This window comes from Streptomyces sp. NPDC025833, assembly GCF_055558055.1.
Genome location: NZ_JBVHNF010000010.1, coordinates 96,101 through 113,791, shown reverse-complemented (window position 1 = coordinate 113,791; position 17,691 = coordinate 96,101). Strand labels below are relative to the sequence as shown.

Genomic DNA, 17,691 nt, shown 5'->3' with positions numbered 1-17,691 from the left:
CCCGGACTTTGTGATGTATCTCGCCCGCCCGGCGCGACCCCTCTACGCTGGGCCTCGTGGACGAAGAGTTGCGCTCGCTCACGGACCGCTTACGGCGGGAGGCCGGCGGCTCGGCCGGCTTCGACCGCCTGCTGGCCACCGGGGACCACGGCGAACTGGCGGAGGTGCTCACCGCGCCCGGCCAGCCGCTGTGGGCCAGGGAGCTGGCCGCGTTCCGCCTCGGCCGGGCCGGCGACCGGCGGGCCTTCGAGGCGCTGGTGCTGCTGCTCAACCACCGCGACCCGCCGCGCTGCGCCTCCGCCGCGCACGCCCTCGCCCGTCTCGGCGACCCGCGCACGGCCCGGGCCGCCGCCGCCCTCGCCACCAACGAACTCCGCGTCGCCTACGCCCTGCACCCGGTCCGGCTGCTGACCGCCCTGCGCGCCCCCGAGTCGGTGCCCGCCCTGATCACCACCCTGGAGCGGCGGCTGAACCCGCACGACCCCTACCGGCGGGTCGCCCTCGCCTGTGTGGAGGGCCTCGGCGCGCTCGGCGACCCGCGCGCCCGGCGGGTGCTGACCGAGGCCCTGGCCCACCCGGCGCTCGCGGAGGCGGCGGTGCACGCGCTGGCGCGGATACCGCAGCGGCAGCCGGGGTGACGTCCGGTCAGGGGCGCAGGCTCCTGGCGTACCGCACCTCGGGCACGGACACGCCGTCGGCCTCGAAGGGCTCCTCGGCGCCGTCGGCGCGGAAACCGGCGCGCTCGTAATAGCGCCGGGCGGGCGCGTTGCCCGCGACCACCCACAGGAGCATGCGCGGGGACGCCGGGAGCCGCCGGACCGACGCGGCGAGCAGCGCCCGCCCGACACCGCGGCCCAGGTGCGCCGGGTCGACGTAGAGCGCGTACAGCTCGGCGTCCCCGGTCCGCGTCCCGCCGTCCCGGTACGGTCCGGCCGCCGCCCAGCCGAGCACCTCGCCGTCCCGCTCGGCGACCAGGTCCACCACCCGGTCGTCCCGCCCGAACCGGGCCCGCCGCCGCTCGGCGTCGGCGGCCGCGTCGAGCCCGTCCAGGTACGTCCGCGGGACGAGTCCCCGGTAGGCGTGCCGCCAGCCGCCGACCCGGATCTCGGAGACGCGGCCGCAGTCGGCGAGCCGCATGGGGCGGATGAGGGGGTGAGTGAGGGGGAACCGGTCGTCCATGACGGCACTTTAGGGAGCCGCCCTCCGGGCCCGCCCGTGATTGTCGGACCGCGAACCGGAGGGCCCTGCCGCCGTATCGCTGCCGCACCGAACGCCGCCGGACCGTCAGCGGGAGGACGCCGGCGGCCCGAGCGGGGCCGGGACGCGGGACCGCGCCGCCGCCTTCGCCGTCAGCGGCTCCGGCTCCGGCGACCTCGCGCAGACCGCGTCGGCCGGCCCGGTGCCCCGCGGCACCGTGCCGTCGGCCAGATAGGCGGCCAGGTACCCGTCCAGGCACGCGTTGCCGTTCAGCGTGACGCCGTGGTTGCCGCCACCCCGCTCGACCACCAGGCTGGAGCGGGCCAGCAGCCGGTGGACCGCGACGGCGCCGGAGTAGGGGGTGGCGGCGTCCTCGGTCGCCTGGAGGAGCAGGACCGGCGGCAGTTTGCCGTTCGCGATGTTCACCCGCGGCCGCGGCGCCACCGGCCAGAACGCGCAGGGCGCGTTGTACCAGGTGTTGTTCCAGGCCATGAGGGGGGCCGCGCTGTGGACCGCCCAGGTGTCCGCGCGCCACCGGTCCCAGTCGCGGGGCCAGGGGGCGTCGCGGCACTGCACCGCCGTGTAGACGCTGTAGCCGTTGTCGCCCGCGGCGTCCACCGCGCCGAAGTTGTCGTACGCCTCCACCAGCGGCCCGGTGGTCCCGCGCCGGACGTAGGCCGCGAACGCCTCGGCGAGGTAGGGCCAGTAGCCGTCGTGGTAGCCGCCGGGCATGAAGGTGTCCTCCAGCTCCGCCGCGCCGACCCTGCCCCCGGCGGGCTTACCGGCGAGCGCCGTCCGCATCGCGTACCAGCGGGCCCCGACCGCGGCGGGGTCCGTGCCGAGCCGGTAGTGCGCGTCGTGCCCGGCGATCCAGGCCATCAGCGCGCGGTGCCGGTCCTCGAAGGCGTAGTCCTGGCGGAGGTTGTCCCGGTACCAGACGCCGGTCGGGTCGACGACGGAGTCCAGCGCCATGCGGTGCACGTGCCCGGGGTACAGCTTCGCGTAGACCGCGCCCAGGTAGGTGCCGTAGGAGTAGCCGAGGTAGCTGATCCGCGGCGCGCCGAGGGCCCGGCGCACGGCGTCCAGGTCCCGGGCCGTGCTGACGGTGTCCATGTACGGCAGGACGCCGGCGTACTTGCGGCCGCAGGCGGCGGCGAAGGACCGCGCGCGCTCGATGCCGGCCCGCTCCAGCGCGGCCGTGGCCGGCACGGAGGCCGGGCGGCCCGCCGCGAAGTGGCCGCGCGCGCACGTCAGCGCGGGCTCGCTGCGGCCGACCCCGCGCGGGTCGAAGCCGATGACGTCGTACCGGGCGGCCACGTTCCCCGGCAGCGAGGAGGCGACGACCCCGGCGAGCGCCAGTCCGCTGCCGCCGGGACCGCCCGGGTTGACCAGGAGCGGTCCCTCGAAGGCCCGCGCGGTGTGCGGGACGCGGGACAGGGCGAGCGTGATCGTGCGGCCCGAGGGTTTCGCGTGGTCCAGCGGCACCCGTACGGATGCGCACTGGAGGGCCGGGTGGTCGCGGGTGCCGCAGTTCTTCCAGGCGGGCGGCGGTACGGCCGCGGTGGCGGCCGCCGGGGCGGGTACGGCGGCGAGCGAACCCGCCACCACGGCGGCGGCCGCGCACAGCGCGGCTGCGCGTGTCCTCATGGGCGTCCTCCCGGGACGGCGGGGTCCGGCGGACCGCGGGGCTCACCGTCCTCGCCGGATCGTCCCGGAGTCCGGGCCGCGGGGAACGCGCCACGGCGATACTTGACCCCATCGGGTCGGCGGATGCGCCCTGACGCCCCCGGAAGCGCTCACATGAGGCTGAGCTGGACCGGCCCCGGTTCGGGTTCCGGCCCCGCGGCGGCCGGGCCGATCCGGCGGGCCCGTCCCGGGCGCGCGGGCCCGATGCCGTACTCCCGCGCCAGTTCGTGCACTTGGCGGGTGATGTGGCGCTGGTACCACCGGGGCGCGTAGGCCCCCTCCGCGTACAGGCGCTCGTACCGGCGGACCAGGTGCGGGTGGTGCCGTCCGAGCCAGGCCATGAACCACTCCCGGGCCCCCGGGCGCAGGTGCAGCACCAGGGGGGTGACGGAGGTGGCCCCGGCGGCCGCGACGGCCCGCACCGTGGCCCGCAGCCGGTCCGGGTGGTCGCTCAGGAACGGGATCACCGGCGCCATCAGCACCCCGCAGCCGATGCCGTGCTCCCCGAGGGTGCGGACGACCTCCAGCCGGCGCTCGGGCGCGGGGGTGCCCGGCTCCACCGTGCGCCACAGCTCGGTGTCGAGGAAGCCGACGGAGACGGAGATGCCCACGTCCGTCACCTCGGACGCCCTGACCAGCAGGTCCAGGTCGCGCAGGATCAGGGTGCCCTTGGTGAGCACCGAGAACGGGTTCGCGTGCTCGGTGAGCGCGGAGATGATGCCCGGCATCAGCCGGTAGCGGCCCTCCGCGCGCTGGTAGCAGTCGACGTTGGTGCCCATCGCGACGTGGTCGCCCCGCCAGCGGCGCGAGCCGAGCTGGCGGCGCAGCACCTCGGGCGCGTTCACCTTGACGACGATCTGGGTGTCGAAGCCGATGCCCGTGTCCAGGTCCAGGTAGCCGTGCGTCCTGCGGGCGAAGCAGTAGACGCAGGCGTGCGTGCAGCCCCGGTAGGGGTTGACCGTCCATTCGAACGGCATCCGCGAGGCGCCCGGCACCCGGTTCAGCACCGACCGGGCCCGCACCTCGTGGAAGGTGATTCCGCGGAACCCGGGCGCGTCGATCGTCCGGGTGGTCACGGCGTCCGCGCCGAACAGCGCGGCGTCGGCGGCCCGGCCGTGTTCGGTCCGGCCGTGCCCGGCCGGGTCCGCCGGGTCCGGCTGGTCCGCCGGCTCCGTCGTGAGGTTGTCCCAGCGCATGACGCCTCCTCGCTCGCGCTGGGCCCACAATAGAACATCTGTTCCCATGATCGTGCGCACCCGATTTGGGGGGCCGGACACCGGGGTGGTTGGCTTGTCCCAACCCCGAGCAACCAGGTCCTGGAGGAACGCAATGGCGCAGGTCGAGGCCACTACGGAGCGGGTCGTCGCGGCGGACGCGGAGACGGTGTTCGACGCGCTCGCCGACTACAGCGGCACGCGGCGCAAGCTGCTGCCCGAGCAGTTCAGCGAGTACGAGGTGCGCGAGGGCGGCGACGGCGAGGGCACCCTCGTCCACTGGAAGCTCCAGGCCACCAGCAAGCGGGTCCGCGACTGCCTGCTGGAGGTGAGCGAGCCCACCGACGGCGAGCTGGTCGAGAAGGACCGCAACTCCTCCATGGTCACCACCTGGCGGGTCACCCCGGCCGGCGAGGGCGGCTCGCGCGTCGTCGTCACCACCACCTGGCAGGGCGCCGGCGGCATCGGCGGCTTCTTCGAGCGGACCTTCGCGCCCAAGGGCCTCGGCCGGATCTACGACGCCGTGCTCGACAACCTCGCCGCCGAGGTCGGCAAGTAGCTCAAGTGCCCACCGGTGCAAGGCAGTTGACGATCGGTTGACGCCCTCACCGGTTCGGGTGGATCTCCGTCCGGGGAGCCCGTGGCGCCGTAACCCGCCGCAGCCGTCCGCAGTTCTCGCCTCACGCGGGAGATGTGACGGGTGCGGCGAGGGGAGCGGTTCGTGGGCGGTACGACACTGGTGGAGCACGAGCCGCTCGGGCCACCGGCGACGAGCGGAGGGAGCGCGGCGGACGCGGGGACCGCGGCGGCCGAGGCGGCGGCGGCCGAACGGACGGCCGCCGCACCGCCGCCCCCCGCCGAACTCACCCCCCGCCGGGTCCGGTTGGTGTTCCTCGGGCTGATGCTGGCGCTGCTGCTGGCCGCCCTGGACCAGATGATCGTCGCCACCGCCCTGCCGAAGATCGTGGGCGAGCTGCACGGCCTGGACAAGATGTCCTGGGCGATCACCGCCTACCTGCTCACCTCCACCATCGGCCTCCCCCTGTACGGCAAACTCGGCGACCTGGTCGGCCGCAAGGGCGTCTTCCAGTTCGCCATCGCCGTCTTCGTCGTCGGCTCCGCGCTGGCCGGCCGGGCCGGCAGCATGGACCAGCTCATCGCCTACCGGGCGCTCCAGGGCGTCGGCGCCGGCGGGCTCATGATCGGCGTGCAGGCGATCATCGCCGACATCGTGCCGCCCCGGGAACGCGGCCGCTACATGGGCCTGATCGGCGCCGCCTTCGGTCTCGCCTCCGTCGCCGGACCGCTGCTCGGCGGCTACTTCACCGACCACCTCTCCTGGCGCTGGTGCTTCTACGTCAACGTTCCCTTCGGACTGGTCACCCTGGCCGTCGTCACCGTCGTGCTGAAACTCCCCAGGCCGCGGGTGCGCGCCCGGCTCGACGTGCTCGGCGCGCTGCTGCTCGCCGCCGCCTCCACCTGCCTGGTGCTGCTCACCAGCTGGGGCGGGACCGAGTACGCCTGGGACTCCCGGCAGATCCTCGGCCTCGGCGCCGGCGCCCTCGTCACCACCGTCCTCTTCCTCGTCGCCGAACGCCTCGCCGCCGAACCGATCATGCCGCTGCGGCTGTTCCGGGACTCGGTCTTCACCATCAGCGGCCTGGTCGGCCTGGTGATCGGCGTCGCCCTGTTCGGCGCCGCCAGCTACCTGCCGACCTTCCTCCAGATGGTCGACGGGGCCAGCGCCACCGAGTCCGGGCTGCTGATGCTGCCCATGATGGCGGGGATCGTCGGCGCCTCGATCATCGGCGGCCAGCTCATCAGCCGCACCGGCCGGTACAAGGTCTGGCCCGTGCTCGGCAGCGCCGTCTCCGCCGCCGGCATGTGGCTGCTGTCCCGGCTGGAGACCGACACCCCGCGGCTGCACTACAGCATCTGGATGGCCGTGCTCGGCGCCGGCATCGGCATGGTGCTGCCCGTCCTGGTCCTCGCCGTGCAGAACTCGGTGCGCCCCTCCGACCTAGGCAGCGCCACCAGCGCCAACAACTACTTCCGGCAGATCGGCGGCAGCGTCGGCGCCGCGGTCTTCGGCACCCTCTTCGCCGACCGGCTCACCGGCGCCCTGCGCCGGGAGCTGCCCCCGCGCGCCGGCGCCGGGCTGCCCGACGCCGACTCGATCACCCCGCAGCTCGTCCACGCGCTGCCCCCGGCCCTGCGCGACGCCTACGTCCGCGCCTACGCCGACGCGATGCCCCGGATCTTCCTCTACCTGGTCCCGGTGCTCGTCCTCGGCCTGATCATCGCCTTCTTCCTCAAGGAGAAACCACTGGTGTCCCACCACACCGTCGAAACCGAGCCCGGGACCACGACCACCGCCATCCCGCACGCCCGCCCCCGGACCGCGGCGGCCGCCGCCCCCGGCCGCGCGCCGCACGCCGCCGGCGTCCCCGTGTGCGGCACGGTGCAGCACCCCGACGGCACCGTGGTGCCCCGCGCGGCGCTCACCCTCATCGACGTCGCCGGACAGCAGATCGGCCGCGGCGCCAGCGGGGACGACGGGCGGTACGCGCTCAGCACCCCCGGCGCCGGGGCGTACGTGCTGATCGCCGCGGCCGGCGGGCACCAGCCGCAGGCCGTCTCCGTCACCGTCGGCGAACGGCCCGTCGAACTCGACGTCGTCCTCGGCGGCGCCGGCCGCCTCGCCGGCAACGTGCTCACCGCCGACGGCAGCCCCGTCCGGGACGCCACCGTCACCCTCACCAACGTGCACGGCGAGGTCGTCTCCGCCACCCGCAGCGGACGCGAGGGCGGCTACGTCATCACCGAACTGGTCGCCGGCGAGTACACCCTCGCCGCCAGCGCCCCCGCCTTCCGGCCCGCCGCGCTCCCGGTCACCGTGCAGGCGTCCCGGGAGACCCGCCAGGACGTCGAACTCGCCGGCGGCGCCGTGCTCAAGGGCACCGTCCGGGCGAGCGGCGGGCGTGCCGTGGAGGACGCCCGGGTGACCCTGCTCGACGCCGCGGGCAACGTCGTCGACACCCTCACCACCGGCGCCGACGGGACGTTCCGGTTCGTGGACCTCTCGTCCGGCGAGTACACCGTCATCGCCGCCGGTTACCCGCCGATCGCCACGGTGTTGCAGGTCGCGGGCGGTGGCCGCACCGAGCGCGACCTCCAGCTGGGGCACGAGGACTGACCCGGCGCGGGCCGTGCGCCGGGCCGTGCGCCGGTGGCATCCGGTGAACCCAATTCCGGGATTGCCACACATCGCGACCGGCCGCCGCCTTACCGTAGTGGCCGGCGGCACAGATCGTTTGCGTACAGCCGTGGGGAGAGAGGGCCTGGGCCATGGACCGTGGCAGCGAGCGGGACACAGCTCCCGGGCTCGGCGCCGGCGACACCGCCGCGGGCCGGATCCCGCTGGCCGTGGTCGTCGTCGACCGCGCCGGCCTGGTGTCCCACTGGAGCAGCGGCGCACGGCGCCTGTTCGGCGTGGACCGGCAGGACGCCGTCGGCCGCCCCGCGGCCGACCTGCTGCCCGTCTCCGGCGCCCTCCCCGGGGACCTGGACGACCCGGTCGACGCCTACCCGCCCTACGACGGCCCCGGCCCGCACCCGGACTCCCCGCTCGGCGGGCACACCGGCTACGCCACGGCCGGCCGGGCCCGCCTCCGCCCGCCCCGGCAGGCGCCCGGCGCCGAGCGGCTGGACGTGCTCTGGTGGGCCTACCCGCTGGTCGGCCCGGACCCCTCCCGGCTGCTCGTGCTCGCCGCCGACGCCACCCTGCTGCGCGCGGAACGCGGCTACGACGCCGAGGGCGCCGAGGGCGCCGAGGGCGCCGAACGCGTCTCGCCCGGCTTCGCCCGCCACACCGAGCTGCCCGCCCCCGAGGACCTCGAACGGCGGCTGCCCGACATCCTGCCCAACATGGGCCCGGGGCTCAGCGCCCGCATCGTCTCGCAGGTCCTGGAACTCGGCTATCCGGTCCTGGAGTTCAGCAGGCTCGAGCGGGTGCCCGTCACGCCGTACTGGGGCGTGCCGCGCCGCCCAGGCCGGGCCCGCGCCGAGGCCGTGCTCCCACGGCAGCGGCCGGCCGCCCTCCCGGTCCCGTCCGGCGCCGAGACGGACCTGGAGTACGCCGCCGTCCGGGAGCGGCTGGAGTTCCTCAACGAGGTCAGCTCCCGCATCGGCTCCTCCCTGGACCTCGGCGAGACCATCCGCGAGGTCACCAGCGCCGCCGTGCCGCGGTTCGCGGACTTCGCCGGCACCCACCTGCGCGCCGCGGTGCTGGCGGGCGAGGGCTTCCCGGACGGCCCGCCGGACGCCCACACCGTGATGTTCCGCGTCTGGGTCGAGCACAACGACGAGCCCGGCCGCTGGGACGACACCGTGCCGGTCGGCGAGTCCTTCGCCTTCCCCGAGCACACCCCGTTCTACCGGTGCATGGTCACCGGTGAACCGGTCGTCGTCCCGGAGGTCACCGAGGAGCTGAGCGAGCGCATCGCCGGCGAGTTCGAGAAGCGCGACCTGCGCCCGCTGATCGGCGGCCGGTCCCTGCTGATCGTCCCGCTCAAGGCGCGCAACGTCGTCCTCGGCTTCATGGTGCTGATGCGCCGCCCGGACCGCGCCCGGTTCGACGACATGGACCGCACCACCGGCGCCGAACTCGCCGCCCGCGCCGGCCTCGTGCTCGACAACGCCCGCATGTACACCTACCAGGAGAACGTCGCCGACACCCTCCAGGACAGCATGCTGCCGCAGGTCACCCCGCGGATGGCCGGCTGCGACACCGCCACCCGCTACCTGCCTGGCACCCGGCTCGGCCGGATCGGCGGCGACTGGTTCGACACCATCAAGCTGCCCGGCTCCCGTACCGCCCTCGTGGTCGGCGACGTCATGGGGCACGGCCTGAACTCGGCCGCGATGATGGGGCAGTTGCGCACCGCCGTGCAGACCATGGCGGCCCTGGGCACCCCGCCCGCCCAGCTCCTGCGCAACCTCGACGACCTGGCCCGCCGGCTCGGCGACAACTACCTCGCCACCTGCCTGTACGCGGTCTACGACCCGATCCGCGGCGAACTGACCCTCGCCAACGCCGGGCACATCCCGCCGGTGCTGGTCCGTGCCGCGGACGGCGGCAGTGAACTCCTGGAGCTGCCCACCGGCGCCCCGATCGGCGTCGGCGGTGTCCCCTTCGAGGCGGTCCGGGTCGACGTCGCGCCGGGCGACCGGCTGGTGCTGTGCACCGACGGACTGGTCGAGGTGCGCGGCTCCGACATCGGCGAGGGCCTCGCCGCGCTCTGCGAGTCCGCCGCGCACCCCGCCGCATCCATGGACGACGCCTGCGACACCATCATCCGCGCGCTGAACACCCGCGGCGGACGCAAGGACGACGTCGCCCTCCTCATGGCCCGGCTCAACGGCATCCCGGACGAGCACGTCGCCGAGTGGCGGCTCGACGCCGACCCGCGCGAGGTGGCCCGGGCCCGGCGACTGGTCTGCGACCAGCTCCGGCAGTGGGGGCTGCCGGAGACCGTGGAGACGGCCCGGCTGCTGGTCAGCGAGGTCGTCACCAACGCCGTCCGGCACGCCGGTGGCGAGCGGATCGGCCTGCGGGTGGTCCGGACCGACGCGCTGCTGTTCGAGGTCACCGACGACGACCCCGACCTGCCCGCCATGATCACCGCGGGTCCGGACGACGAGTCGGGCCGCGGCCTGCGCGTGGTCAGCCGGCTGGCCCGGGAGTGGGGAGCCAGCGCCACCGGGCACCGCAAGACCGTCTGGTTCGAACAGGCCGTCCCCGTGTCGTGAAGGCGGCCGCCGCCCGGCCCTTGCCCCGCCGCGGTCCGCCACGGTATCCCGATCACGGAACCGACGACCGTGGGGAGCACGCATGAAGATCTCGGACAAGTACCGCGACAACTGGGAGAGTTACTGGCGGGAGACCGCCGACGGCCGGGGGGAGGCCATCTGGGACGCCGAGCCCGCCCTGACCGCCGCGCCGCACAGCGAACTGCTCCTCGCGCACGCCGGCCCGGACCGCGCGATCGTCGACCTCGGCTGCGGCAACGGCACGCAGACCCGCTACCTGGCCACCCGGTTCGCCCGTGCGATAGGCGTCGACCTCTCGCACGCGGCCGTCGAGCACGCCCGCCGCGCCGCGGACGGCGGTCCCGCCGAGTTCCGGCAGCTCGACCTCACCGACACCGGGGCCGTGCGCGACCTGCACCGGCGGCTCGGCGACACCCACGTCTACATGCGGGCCGTCATCCACCAGAGCGAGCCCGCGGCGCGGCCCGCCGTGGCCGCCGCGGTCGCCGAGCTGATCGGCACCGCGGGCCGGGCCTTCGTGGTCGAGCTGACCTCCGCCTCCCGGGACGTCCTGTCGCACGCCGCGTCCGAGCCGGGCGGCCCGGGACCCAAGCTCCAGCGCGTCTTCCACCACGGGCTCAAGCCCGCCGACGCGGCCGATGACGAGATCCCCCGGCTGCTCGCCGGGGCCGGTCTCACCGTCCTGGCCGACGGCGCGACGACCCTGCCGCAGACCGAGCACCTCAAGGACGGCACCCGCATAGAGCTGCCGGCCCGGTGGTTCGTCCTCGCGGGGGCGTGAGCGGCCCCCGGCGCCCCCTCGGGGCCCGCCGGCGGACCCGGTGCCCGGCGCGCCACCGCTGCGTACCGGGTCACCGTGTCCGGGTCGTAGCCTGTCCGCCGCCCGACGCGTAACGTGACGCAGCATGAAGATCCTCATCAGTGCCGACATGGAGGGTGCCACGGGCGTCACCTGGCCTGCCGACGTGCTGCCGGGGACGCCGCAGTGGGAGCGGTGCCGGTCGATGTTCACCTCGGACGTGAACGCCGCCGCCCAGGGCTTCTTCGACGGCGGCGCCGACCAGGTGGTCGTCAACGAGGCCCACTGGTCCATGCGCAACCTCCTCCTGGAGCGCCTGGACGAGCGCGTGGAGATGCTCACCGGCCGGCACAAGGCGCTGTCCATGGTGGAGGGCGTCCAGCACGGCGACGTCGACGGCATCGCGTTCGTCGGCTACCACGGGGGAGCCGGCATGGAGGGCGTCCTCGCCCACACCTACCTCGCCAACCAGATCACCGGTGTCTGGCTGAACGACGTCCGCGCCAGCGAGGGCCTGCTCAACGCGCACGTCGTCGCCGAGTACGGCACCCCCGTCGTCCTCGTCACCGGTGACGACGTGGCGTGCGAGGACGCCCTCGGCTACGCCCCCGAGGCGCTGAAGGTCGCCGTCAAGGACCACGTGTCCCGGTACGCGGCCGTGTGCCGGACCCCGGCCCGCACCGCCGCCGACATCCGCGCGGCGGCCAAGGAGGCGGCCCGGCTGGCGGTCCGTCACCAGCCAGTCCAGGCAGGGCCGTTCACCGTCGTCGTCGAGTTCGACGCCGAGCACCTGGCGCAGGCCGCCACCGTCGTCCCCGGAGTGGTCCGCACCGGTGAGCGGAAGGTGGCGTACACGAGCGCCGCCATGTACGAGGGGATCAGGACGTTCAAGGCGGTCACCACGATCGTCTCCGCCGCCGTGGAGGAGCAGTATGGCTGACCAGCTGGCCTTGGACGAGGTGGTGGAGTTCACCTCCGGACTGATCCGCATCGACACCGCCAACCGGGGCGGCGGCGACTGCCGGGAGCGGCCCGCCGCCGAGTACGCGGCCGAACGGCTGGCCGGTGCGGGCCTGGAGCCGCTGCTGCTGGAGCGCACCGCGGGCCGGACCAACGTGGTGGCCCGGATCGCGGGCACCGACCCGTCCGCCGACGCGCTGCTGGTCCACGGCCACCTCGACGTCGTGCCAGCCGAGGCCGCCGACTGGAGCGTGCACCCGTTCTCCGGCGAGGTCCGCGACGGCGTGGTGTGGGGCCGCGGCGCCGTCGACATGAAGAACATGGACGCGATGATCCTCGCGGTGGTCCGGAACTGGGCCCGGCAGGGCGTACGGCCCCGCCGCGACCTCGTCATCGCCTTCACCGCGGACGAGGAGGCCAGCGCCGAGGACGGCTCCGGCTTCCTGGCCGACCGGCACCCCGAACTCTTCGAGGGCTGCACCGAGGCCGTCGGCGAGTCCGGTGCCTTCACCTTCCACGACGGCGCCGGCCGCGAGATCTACCCGATCGCGGCGGGGGAGCGGGGCACCGCCTGGCTGAAGCTGACCGCGCGCGGCCGGGCCGGGCACGGCTCCAAGGTGAACGCGGAGAACGCGGTGACCCGGCTCGCCGCGGCCGTCACCCGCGTCGGCGAGCACCGGTGGCCGCTCCGGCTCACCCCGACCGTGCGGGCCGCCCTCGACGCCCTCGCCGCCCTGTACGGCGTCGAGACGGGACCGGCGGACGTGGACACGCTGCTGGAGAAGCTCGGCCCCGCCGCCAAGCTGGTCGAGTCGACCGTCCGCAACAGCGCCAACCCGACGATGCTGGAAGCCGGTTACAAGGTCAACGTGATCCCCGGCGAGGCGGCCGCCTACGTGGACGGGCGGTTCCTGCCCGGCACCGAGGAGGAGTTCACCGCCACCCTGGACGAGCTGACGGGGCCGGACGTGCGCTGGGAGTTCGCGCACCGGGAACCGGCCCTCCAGGCACCGGTGGACGTGCCGCTGTTCGACCGGATGCGGGCCGCGGTGGCGGAGTTCGCGCCCGGCGGCCATGTGGTGCCGTACTGCATGTCGGGGGGCACGGACGCCAAGCAGTTCTCCCGGCTCGGCATCGCCGGCTACGGGTTCTCGCCGCTGCGGCTGCCCGTCGGCCTCGACTACCAGGCGCTGTTCCACGGGGTGGACGAGCGCGTGCCGGTCGAGGCGCTGCACTTCGGTGTCCGGGTGCTGGACCGCTTCCTGCGGACGGCCTAGAGGGTGGGGGAGAGGATGCTGGAAGCGCCGTACGGATCGTGGCCGTCACCCGTCGACGCGGCGCTGGCCGCCGCGCACGACGGACGGCCCGACTGGGTGGGCTTCGTCGGCGACGAGGTGTGGTGGACCGAGCCCCGGCCGGCCGAGGGCGGCCGGCGGACGCTGGTGCGGCGGCGGGCCGACGGCGCCGAGGAACAGGTGCTGCCCGCGCCGTGGAACGTGCGCAGCCGCGTCATCGAGTACGGCGGCCACCCCTGGGCCGGTGCGGTGGCGGACGGCCGGCCCCTCGTGGTGTTCGTGCACTTCGCCGACCAGCGGCTCTACCGCTGCGAGCCGGGCGGTGAGCCCCGGCCGCTGACCCCCGTGTCACCGGTGGGCGGCGGCCTGCGCTGGGCCGAGCCCCGGATCGACCTCGCCCGCGGCGAGGTGTGGTGCGTCCTGGAGGAGTTCACCGGGGACGGCCCTGACGACGTACGGCGGGTCCAGGCCGCCGTACCGCTGGACGGCTCGGCCGCCGGCGACCGGGCCGCCGTCCGCGAACTCCTCCCCGCCCGGCACCGGTTCGTCACCGGGGCCCGGCTGTCGCCCGACGGCCGGCGGGCCGCCTGGCTGGCCTGGGACCACCCGCGGATGCCGTGGGACGGGACGGAGCTGCTGGTCGCCGAGGTCGGCGGCGACGGCCTGCTGACCGGCGCCCGGACCGTCGCCGGCGGACCGGAGGAGGCCGTCGCCCAGGTCGAGTGGGCGGCGGACGGCGCCCTGCTCCACTCCAGCGACCGCACCGGCTGGTGGAACCTCTACCGCGACGGCACCCCGCTGTGCCCGCGCGAGGAGGAGTTCGGCGGGCCCCTCTGGCAGCTCGGGCTGCGCTGGTTCGCGCCGCTGGACAACGGGCTGCTGGCGGTCGTGCACGGCCGCGGGCCCGCCGTGCTCGGGATACTCGACCCGGAGTCCGGCGAGATCGTCGACGCCGCCGGCCCCTGGACGGAGTGCACGGCCACCCTGGCCGCCCACGGCACCCGCGTCGTCGCGGTCGGCGCCGGCCCGCGCACCGGGCACGAGGTGGTCGAACTGGACACCGCGACCGGCCGCGCCCGCGTGATCGGCGCCCGGCACCGCGACCCGGTGGACCCGGCCTACTACCCGCGGCCGCAGGTCCGCACCTTCGCCGGCCCGGACGGCCGCGAGGTGCACGCCCACGTCCACCCGCCGCACCACCCCTCCCGCACCGCGCCCGACGGCGAACTGCCGCCGTACGTGATCTGGGCGCACGGCGGGCCCACCAGCCGGGTGCCGCTGGTGCTGGACCTGGCCATCGCCTACTTCACCTCGCGGGGCATCGGCGTCGCCGAGGTGAACTACGGCGGCTCCACCGGCTACGGCCGGGCCTACCGCGAACGGCTGCGCGAGCAGTGGGGCGTGGTCGACGTCGAGGACTGCGCGGCCGTCGCCCGCGCCCTGGCCGACGAGGGCACCGCCGACCCCGCCCGGCTGGCCGTCCGGGGCGGCAGCGCGGGCGGCTGGACCACCGCCGCCTCCCTGACCACGACCGACGTCTACGCCTGCGGCACCATCGTCTACCCGGTGCTCGACCTCGCGACCTGGGGCCCGGGCGAGACCCACGACTTCGAGTCCCGCTACCTGGAGTCCCTGATCGGCCCGCTCGCGGAGGTGCCGGCGCGGTACGCCGAGCGCTCGCCGACCGCGCACGCCGACCGGCTCACCGTGCCGTTCCTGCTGCTCCAGGGCCTGGACGACGTCATCTGCCCGCCTGCCCAGTGCGAGCGCTTCCTCGCCCGGGTCGCCGGCCGCGGCGTGCCGCACGCCTACCTCACCTTCGCGGGGGAGGGGCACGGGTTCCGGCGGGCCGAGACCATGGTGCGCGCCCTGGAGGCGGAACTCTCCCTATACGCCCAGGTGTTCGGGCTGGACCCGGCGCCGCCGACCGCGAAGGTAGAACTGGCCCCGTGAAGGAACTCCTGCGCCCGCGCCGGCTGGCACCCGGCGCCCGGGTCGCCGTCGTCGCCCCCAGCGGGCCGGTGCCCGAGGAGCGGCTGGAGGCGGGCCTCGACGTGCTGCGCGGCTGGGACCTGGACCCGGTGGCCGGGGCCCATGTCCTCGACCGGCACCCCGGGTTCGGGTACCTGGCGGGCACCGACGCCGACCGCGCCGCCGACTTCCAGCGCGCCTGGTGCGACCCGGCCGTGGACGCGGTGCTGTGCGCCCGCGGCGGCTACGGCGCGCAGCGCATGGTGGACCTGCTGGACTGGGACGCGATGCGGGCGGCCGGGCCCAAGGTCCTCGTCGGGTTCAGCGACATCACCGTCCTGCACGAGGCCGTCGCCGCCCGGCTGGGGCTGGTCACGCTGCACGGGCCGATGGCGGCCGGCATCGACTTCGTCAAGAACGCCCGCGCCCAGGAGCACCTGCGGGCCACGCTCTTCGCGCCCGAGACGGTCCGCACCCTCGACCTCGGCGGCCGGTCCCTCGTGCCCGGCCGGGCCCGTGGCGTCACCCTCGGCGGCTGCCTGAGCCTGCTCGCCGCGGAGTGCGGCACCCCGCACGCCCGGCCCGCGGCGCGCGGCGGGCTGCTCTGCCTGGAGGACGTGGGCGAGGAGGCGTACCGGCTGGACCGGTACCTGACCCAACTGCTGCGGGCCGGCCGGCTGGACGGGGTGCGCGGGGTGCTCCTCGGCTCCTGGGAGGGCTGCGCGGACTACGCCGAACTGCGGCCGGTGCTGGCCGACCGGCTCGGCGGACTCGGCGTCCCGGTCGCCGAGGAGACCGGCTTCGGCCACTGCGCGGGGGCGTCGACGGTCCCGTTCGGAGTGGCGGCCGAACTCGACACGGAGGCCGGCACGCTCACCCTGGACGAGCCGGCGCTGCGCTGACCCCGCCCGGCGCGGGGCGTCCTCGGGCGGCCCCGGTCGGGGACGCCGTAGGCTGGCCGGATGCCGCACCCTCCGTCGCCCTGGCTCGCCGTGGGCCCCCGCGTCGCCGTCCGCGCCTTCGCCCTCGACGACGGCCCCGAGTTCACCGCCCGGGCCAGGGAGAGCAAGGACCTGCACCGGCCGTGGCTGTTCCCGCCGGACACCGACGCCGCGTACGCCGACTACGCGGGCCGGCTGATCGAGGATCCGGCCCGGGCCGGTTTCCTGGTGTGCGAGAAGGACGGCGGGGCCATCGCCGGCTTCATCAACATCAACAACATCGTGCGGGGCGGCTTCCGGTCCGGCGCCCTCGGCTACGGCGCCTTCGCGCACGCGGCCGGGCGGGGCCTGATGCGCGAGGGGCTGGAGCTGGTGATCGGGTACGCCTTCGGGCCGCTCGGCCTGCACCGGCTGGAGATCAACGCACAGCCCGGCAACACCGCCTCCATCGCACTGGCCCGCGGCGCCGGGTTCCGGCTGGAGGGGTTCTCCCCGAAGATGATCCACATCGACGGTGCCTGGCGCGACCACGAACGCTGGGCGCTCACCGCCGAGATGCGCCCCGGCCGCTGACCCCCGCCCCGGCCGTGCGGGCGCGGCGGGCGGACGCCTTCGCGCGATCCTGACCGGCGGCTCCCCCGGCCGGGTCCCCTGCCGCCGGGTTCCGTGGTCACCGTGACGAGGATCCGACGTGACGTGCCGACCCTCCCCGCCGCCGAGTCGGGGCCCGACAACCCGCTGTCCGACACCACCCTCGCCGCCGCCCAGGAGCCCCGGCGGCACCTGCCGCGCATCGGAGCCCTGCCGGAACCCGAGCCCGGCCGCCCGCCCGGCCCGCCCCTGGTCGCCCCGCCCCGGCGGGAGCTGCTGGAGTCGGCCCCGGCCGCCGCGCACACCGAGTACCGCCTCGGCGTCGCGCAATGGCACGCCGGGGACCGCGCGCGGGCCGTCCGAAGCTGGGAGCGCGCGCTGCTGCACGCGTCCGCGCCCTGGGCGCCGCTGCGCTGCCTGGCCGTCGCCGACCGGGAGGCCGGCCACCACGACGGGCCGCCGACCGGTACGCGGACGCCTTCGACGCCCTGTGCCGCGACCGGCGGGACCAGGGGAACGCCGCGGCCGCGCTCGGCCGGGAGGCTGCGAGGCGCTGCTCCGGGTGCGGCGGACCGCCGAGGCCCGCATGGTGTGGGAACGGCCGCCCGACGCCGTCCGCGACCGGGGCCGGTTCCGGCCGCTGCTCGCCGGACTGTTCCTCGCCGAGGGCCGGGGCGCCGCGGCGCGGGCCGTTTTCGGCGCCGGGTTCGAGATCGCCGACCTGCGGGAGGGCGCGGAGGACGTCGGACGGCTCCGGAGCCGCCTCACCGACGAGCCGCTGCCCGCCCGCTACGACTCCCGGATGCGGCCGGACGCCGGCTGGGGGGACTGGTCGCCGCGCTGGTCGACGTACTCGAAGACCGAGCCGTCCGGATGCACGGCCAGCAGGTTGCGGCCCGCCGGGGTCGGCACCGGGCCCGCGACGACGTGGGCGCCCAGCTCCGTCAGCAGCCGGTGCGCCTCGTCCACGTCCTGGACGGCGATCGTCGCGGCCACCTTGCGCAGCACCTCCAGCTCCGACTCCGGGCCGCTCATCAGGAGGAAGGAGCCGACCGCGGCGACCTCCACGTCACCGCGCCGGAAGCGCAGCGCCCTGCCGCCCGACAGGCTCTCGTAGAAGGGGACCGCGGTGTCGAGGTCGTCGACGCAGATGCGCAGCGAGGCGCCCAGAATCTCCATGCGGGCGAGCCTAGTTGGGCCCGCCG

The 17,691-nt window shown here is 75.5% G+C and carries 14 protein-coding genes and 1 pseudogene; 11 read left to right on the top strand and 4 right to left on the bottom strand.

What is annotated here, in order from left to right; all coding sequences use genetic code 11:
- The first annotated feature begins 56 nt into the window (after positions 1 to 56).
- Positions 57 to 638 carry an adenylosuccinate lyase gene (locus tag ACZ4K2_RS19255; RefSeq protein WP_467475006.1) on the top strand — a complete coding sequence of 194 codons (582 nt, stop codon included), beginning with the start codon at positions 57 to 59 and terminating at the stop codon, positions 636 to 638.
- Between the two features lie 7 nt (positions 639 to 645).
- On the opposite strand, the gene ACZ4K2_RS19250 is transcribed toward ACZ4K2_RS19255, so the two are convergent.
- The 3 genes from ACZ4K2_RS19250 to ACZ4K2_RS19240 all read right to left on the bottom strand — a co-directional run bounded on the left by ACZ4K2_RS19250 (position 646) and on the right by ACZ4K2_RS19240 (position 4,079).
- A complete protein-coding gene (locus tag ACZ4K2_RS19250; RefSeq protein ID WP_467475008.1) occupies positions 646 to 1,179 on the bottom strand; it encodes a GNAT family N-acetyltransferase in 534 nt (177 codons plus the stop codon).
- Positions 1,180 to 1,284: 105 nt separating this feature from the next.
- On the bottom strand, positions 1,285 to 2,844 hold the full coding sequence (locus ACZ4K2_RS19245) for an alpha/beta hydrolase (protein ID WP_467475010.1): 1,560 nt from the start codon (positions 2,842 to 2,844) through the stop codon (positions 1,285 to 1,287).
- Between the two features lie 149 nt (positions 2,845 to 2,993).
- Positions 2,994 to 4,079, bottom strand: a complete 1,086-nt coding sequence (locus ACZ4K2_RS19240; protein WP_467475012.1) for an Rv2578c family radical SAM protein — start codon at positions 4,077 to 4,079, stop codon at positions 2,994 to 2,996.
- Positions 4,080 to 4,212: 133 nt separating this feature from the next.
- On the opposite strand from ACZ4K2_RS19240, the gene ACZ4K2_RS19235 reads away from it, so the two are divergent.
- The 10 genes and pseudogenes from ACZ4K2_RS19235 to ACZ4K2_RS19190 form a co-directional block, all read left to right on the top strand.
- The gene (locus tag ACZ4K2_RS19235; RefSeq protein ID WP_467475014.1) at positions 4,213 to 4,656 is read left to right on the top strand and encodes an SRPBCC family protein; all 444 of its coding nucleotides are present in this window, start codon (positions 4,213 to 4,215) and stop codon (positions 4,654 to 4,656) included.
- A 162-nt stretch (positions 4,657 to 4,818) separates the two neighbouring features.
- Complete coding sequence (locus ACZ4K2_RS19230; protein WP_467475016.1) at positions 4,819 to 7,293, top strand: MFS transporter; 2,475 nt, start codon at positions 4,819 to 4,821, stop codon at positions 7,291 to 7,293.
- 152 nt (positions 7,294 to 7,445) lie between these two features.
- On the top strand, positions 7,446 to 9,908 hold the full coding sequence (locus ACZ4K2_RS19225; RefSeq protein ID WP_467475018.1) for an ATP-binding SpoIIE family protein phosphatase: 2,463 nt from the start codon (positions 7,446 to 7,448) through the stop codon (positions 9,906 to 9,908).
- A gap of 82 nt (positions 9,909 to 9,990) precedes the next feature.
- The gene (locus ACZ4K2_RS19220) at positions 9,991 to 10,710 is read left to right on the top strand and encodes a class I SAM-dependent methyltransferase (protein WP_467475020.1); all 720 of its coding nucleotides are present in this window, start codon (positions 9,991 to 9,993) and stop codon (positions 10,708 to 10,710) included.
- Between the two features lie 124 nt (positions 10,711 to 10,834).
- Positions 10,835 to 11,668 carry a M55 family metallopeptidase gene (locus tag ACZ4K2_RS19215; RefSeq protein ID WP_467475021.1) on the top strand — a complete coding sequence of 278 codons (834 nt, stop codon included), beginning with the start codon at positions 10,835 to 10,837 and terminating at the stop codon, positions 11,666 to 11,668.
- Positions 11,661 to 12,965, top strand: a complete 1,305-nt coding sequence (locus tag ACZ4K2_RS19210; RefSeq protein WP_467475023.1) for a M20/M25/M40 family metallo-hydrolase — start codon at positions 11,661 to 11,663, stop codon at positions 12,963 to 12,965. The genes ACZ4K2_RS19215 and ACZ4K2_RS19210 overlap by 8 nt, the downstream gene beginning before the upstream one ends.
- Positions 12,966 to 12,980: 15 nt before the next feature.
- Positions 12,981 to 14,936, top strand: coding sequence for a S9 family peptidase (locus tag ACZ4K2_RS19205; protein ID WP_467475025.1), 1,956 nt, complete (start codon positions 12,981 to 12,983; stop codon positions 14,934 to 14,936).
- Positions 14,933 to 15,856, top strand: a complete 924-nt coding sequence (locus ACZ4K2_RS19200) for a S66 peptidase family protein (protein WP_467475027.1) — start codon at positions 14,933 to 14,935, stop codon at positions 15,854 to 15,856. Before ACZ4K2_RS19205 ends, ACZ4K2_RS19200 begins: the two co-directional genes overlap by 4 nt.
- Before the next feature lie 60 nt (positions 15,857 to 15,916).
- Complete coding sequence (locus ACZ4K2_RS19195; protein ID WP_467475028.1) at positions 15,917 to 16,468, top strand: GNAT family N-acetyltransferase; 552 nt, start codon at positions 15,917 to 15,919, stop codon at positions 16,466 to 16,468.
- A 153-nt stretch (positions 16,469 to 16,621) separates the two neighbouring features.
- Positions 16,622 to 17,297, top strand: a pseudogene (locus ACZ4K2_RS19190) (DUF5107 domain-containing protein); the annotation flags it as partial.
- On the opposite strand, the gene ACZ4K2_RS19185 reads toward ACZ4K2_RS19190, so the two are convergent.
- Positions 17,276 to 17,665: a VOC family protein gene (locus tag ACZ4K2_RS19185; protein ID WP_467475030.1), complete on the bottom strand. Its 390-nt coding sequence runs from the start codon at positions 17,663 to 17,665 to the stop codon at positions 17,276 to 17,278. The pseudogene ACZ4K2_RS19190 and the gene ACZ4K2_RS19185 sit on opposite strands and share 22 nt — an antisense overlap.
- Positions 17,666 to 17,691 lie beyond the last annotated feature (26 nt).

Bases quoted from the DNA above. Each gene is read 5' to 3' on its own strand.
- ACZ4K2_RS19250 (WP_467475008.1), bottom strand. From the start codon at position 1,179: ATGGACGACCGGTTCCCCCTCACTCACCCCCTCATCCGCCCCATGCGG.
- ACZ4K2_RS19245 (WP_467475010.1), bottom strand. From the start codon at position 2,844: ATGAGGACACGCGCAGCCGCGCTGTGCGCGGCCGCCGCCGTGGTGGCG.
- ACZ4K2_RS19240 (WP_467475012.1), bottom strand. From the start codon at position 4,079: ATGCGCTGGGACAACCTCACGACGGAGCCGGCGGACCAGCCGGACCCG.
- ACZ4K2_RS19235 (WP_467475014.1), top strand. From the start codon at position 4,213: ATGGCGCAGGTCGAGGCCACTACGGAGCGGGTCGTCGCGGCGGACGCG.
- ACZ4K2_RS19225 (WP_467475018.1), top strand. From the start codon at position 7,446: ATGGACCGTGGCAGCGAGCGGGACACAGCTCCCGGGCTCGGCGCCGGC.
- ACZ4K2_RS19220 (WP_467475020.1), top strand. From the start codon at position 9,991: ATGAAGATCTCGGACAAGTACCGCGACAACTGGGAGAGTTACTGGCGG.
- ACZ4K2_RS19215 (WP_467475021.1), top strand. From the start codon at position 10,835: ATGAAGATCCTCATCAGTGCCGACATGGAGGGTGCCACGGGCGTCACC.
- ACZ4K2_RS19210 (WP_467475023.1), top strand. From the start codon at position 11,661: ATGGCTGACCAGCTGGCCTTGGACGAGGTGGTGGAGTTCACCTCCGGA.
- ACZ4K2_RS19205 (WP_467475025.1), top strand. From the start codon at position 12,981: ATGCTGGAAGCGCCGTACGGATCGTGGCCGTCACCCGTCGACGCGGCG.
- ACZ4K2_RS19195 (WP_467475028.1), top strand. From the start codon at position 15,917: ATGCCGCACCCTCCGTCGCCCTGGCTCGCCGTGGGCCCCCGCGTCGCC.
- ACZ4K2_RS19185 (WP_467475030.1), bottom strand. From the start codon at position 17,665: ATGGAGATTCTGGGCGCCTCGCTGCGCATCTGCGTCGACGACCTCGAC.